Annotated in this window: 3 protein-coding genes; all 3 read left to right on the top strand. The window is 34.2% G+C overall.

Translation table 11 applies throughout. The features are described from left to right. The first annotated feature begins 333 nt into the window (after nucleotides 1–333). Nucleotides 334–1,410 carry a CotH kinase family protein gene (locus V7266_RS28060; RefSeq protein ID WP_335472508.1) on the top strand — a complete coding sequence of 359 codons (1,077 nt, stop codon included), beginning with the start codon at nucleotides 334–336 and terminating at the stop codon, nucleotides 1,408–1,410. Nucleotides 1,411–1,560: 150 nt separating this feature from the next. Next, nucleotides 1,561–2,103 (top strand): hypothetical protein, encoded by a 543-nt coding sequence (locus V7266_RS28055; RefSeq protein ID WP_335472506.1) that lies wholly within the window; start codon nucleotides 1,561–1,563, stop codon nucleotides 2,101–2,103. A gap of 57 nt (nucleotides 2,104–2,160) precedes the next feature. Then, on the top strand, nucleotides 2,161–2,626 hold a 466-nt coding region (locus tag V7266_RS28050; RefSeq protein ID WP_335472505.1), incomplete at its 3' end, for a hypothetical protein.

Genomic DNA, 2,626 nt, shown 5'->3' with positions numbered 1-2,626 from the left:
GCTGTTTTTCTTACCACTGCTATTTTTCTTACCACTGCTATTTTTCTTACCACTGCCGTTTGACTTGTTATTGTTCTTGTTTTTCAGTTCAACAGGATTGTTAATAAGGAATTCAATCACTCCATTTTCCTGTGCCTGAGTTAACAATTCTTTCATCATAACGCTCATTTCTCCACCACTTTCCAAAATGATTTTATACATTGTTAATCTATGGGGTAATAGTATGATTGGTATAGGCAAACAACTATTTTTTTATAATTAACCATATGCCCATATACGCACCCTTACCGCTTGGCGTGCATACTATTCTAAAAAATAGGTGTTATAGGGGTGATGAAATTGCAAAAATATGAAATTATTATCAACCCAAAATTGTTAAACCAATTAGATAGTGATATTTGGGCAGATGAGCATGTTCCAGCAGTTCTAAAAATAGGTACCAATCAGTATACAATTGGTCTTACGTATCGTGGTGATCTTATTAGAAAAAAGAAAAAGAAATCTTATAATATTGTTTTTCAAAAGCCTTACCTAGTAAATGGAGCCCATGAAATTCATCTTAATGCAGAATTTAGTGACATTTCACTTTGCCGGAACAAGCTCTCTCTGGACTTCTTTGATCGAATTGGTGTTACCGCTCCTCACTCAAAACATATCCTTTTATATATTAATGGGGTTTGTAAAGGGATTTACCTTGAATTAGAGTCATTCGATCAATATCTATTACAAAAAAGAAATTTACCACGGGGTCCGATCATTTATGCCACAAACAATCGTGCCAATTTTTCCTTATTAACCCCTAAAAAGAAATTAAAAACCAAACTAAATGAGGGTTATACAGTCAAATATGGAAATAAAACAGATCTGTCAGCCGTAGAACAATTAGTCGCCATGACAAACACACTAAGTAATGAGGAGTTTGAAAACCAAATAACAACGGTGCTTGATGTAAATGAGTATATGAGATGGCTAGCGGGTGTGGTATGTACACAAAATTTTGATGGCTTTATTCATAATTACGCTCTTTACCAAAATGGAGAAACCAACACCTTTGAAATTACACCGTGGGATTATGATGGAACATGGGGAAGAAATATACACGGAAAACGATTAAGATATAATTATATCCCTATAACCGGATATAATACCTTAACTGCTAGATTGCTGTATTTCCCTCAATTTAAAGGGGTTTATCGAAATATTCTTGCCTCAGCTTTGGAAATGGATTTTACGATTGAAACCCAAGAAGGGATTATTGAGGAGCTTTTTCAATCATTAAAGCCTTATGTTCATTTAGACCCCAATATTGAAATTGGTGCAGAAGATCTAGATAAGGAAAAGGAATTTATTTTAGATTTTATTCAAAAGAGAAGTGACTTCCTAAAACAAGAAATGATAAAACTCCAGTAAGGATAAGTATATGGTTATATATCATATACTTTTTTTTGCCTATTTTTTGTAAAAAACATGAAAAAGGGCCTCTTTATTAGTACAACATCATCTCGTGATACATATAGATGCAGTGTAAATGTTTATTTAATAAAGGAGGAAAAAACTTTTATGGATAGAGAGCTAATGAACATGCATGTGGGTAAAACAATTCGGGTGGACCGTGGCGGCCCTGAATCTAGAATTGGGAAATTATTGGCCGTATTCGAAGACTTCTTTGTGCTTTTAACTGAAAAAGACGGCGTGGTCTACTATAAAACGAACCATGTCAGAAGCATCACTGAAAGTTCTAAAGATGCCATGAGACTGGGCTTAAAAATTCCTGGAAATTTAGATTATAAAACGGCGGAAAATTTTCATAAACTTTTAGAAAGCATTCGATTCCAATGGGTAAAAATCAACCGTGATGGAGGTCCTGAGTCTTTAGAAGGTGTCCTTAGTGACTCTAACAAGCACTATGCCTCCCTCATCGTGAAAGATGAAGTCGTTCGTTTTTCCTTGAAGCATATCCGAAACATCAGCTACGGCTTAATGGTGGAAACAGAAGGAAACAATGGCGGTGGGCAATCCAGCAACAGCAGCTCCGATAGCAGCAATAACAACAATAATAACAATAACGAGGATAATGATAATAACAACGAAGATAACGAGTAAACATCATGTCGCTTCTCCAAAAGAGAAGCGACCCATATCTCTTAAGGAGGATGAAACATGGGGTTAGAGAAATTTTCAGCTGCTTTAGATTTACTAAAAGGATTTCAGGTAAATCTTTATGTGGGTGAAGACATTTTTAAAGGAAAATTGATTGCCGTTGAAACGGACCATGTGGTGTTAGAAACTGAAAATAAGTATATTTTTTATTATAACATCGATAAAATTCAAGCGATCACAAAAAATACTAAGCAGTTTCAGCCTGAAGGAACATCAGCTGAATTCCAAAAAACACAGAGCTTAGTTGAACTCTTGCTTTCCTTCCAATATTCTTGGGTAACTATCTTAAGTGTTAATAAACAAAAATTTTATGGTGTTCTAAGTGAAATTGATGAAGATTTTGTTACGTTAATTAATGGTGAAGAAAGAATTTTGATTAAAATAACACATGTATCTAATATTTTAAAAGGTGTTATAAAAGAACAACAACCTAAGAAGAATGAGAACAAAAAAGAAAGCAAAAATG

It is taken from the genome of Neobacillus drentensis, assembly GCF_036965645.1.
Lineage (GTDB): Bacteria > Bacillota > Bacilli > Bacillales > Cytobacillaceae > Neobacillus > Neobacillus drentensis_D.
The sequence above is the reverse complement of the archived record's forward strand: the minus strand, read 5'-3'. Positions and strand labels throughout refer to the sequence as shown.

Excerpts from the sequence above, each read along its gene's own strand:
- V7266_RS28060 (WP_335472508.1), top strand. The coding sequence starts at position 334 with ATGAAATTGCAAAAATATGAAATTATTATCAACCCAAAATTGTTAAAC.
- V7266_RS28055 (WP_335472506.1), top strand. The coding sequence starts at position 1,561 with ATGGATAGAGAGCTAATGAACATGCATGTGGGTAAAACAATTCGGGTG.